Genomic DNA, 247 nt, shown 5'->3' with positions numbered 1-247 from the left:
GAAGACGGTTGCGCCACGCGGTCAGCACGTCGCTGCGCGTAATCAAACCGAGAAAACGGTCGTTGTCATTAATGACGGCCACCAGACCGCGGTCGAAGATGGCGTGCAGGGCGCTTTCCGGGGCGCGTTTATCGAGAAATTCCACCTGACGCGTCATGGCCTCTGTCACGGGAAGGGCGAAGCGGTCAGCTTCACCGCCGATATGCCGCAACAGATCCCACTCGTCGATAATGCCGACGACCTGACC

1 protein-coding gene is annotated in these 247 nt (G+C 60.3%); it reads right to left on the bottom strand.

Annotated elements, in window-relative coordinates:
* Positions 1-247, bottom strand: a 247-nt coding sequence (locus tag ABFY71_RS19065; RefSeq protein WP_347947453.1) for a CBS domain-containing protein, incomplete at both ends; no start/stop codon positions are given.

This window comes from Devosia alba (assembly GCF_039938915.1).
GTDB lineage: Bacteria > Pseudomonadota > Alphaproteobacteria > Rhizobiales > Devosiaceae > Devosia > Devosia alba.
Note: the sequence above shows the minus strand (reverse complement) of the source record. Positions and strands in the feature narration are given on the sequence as shown.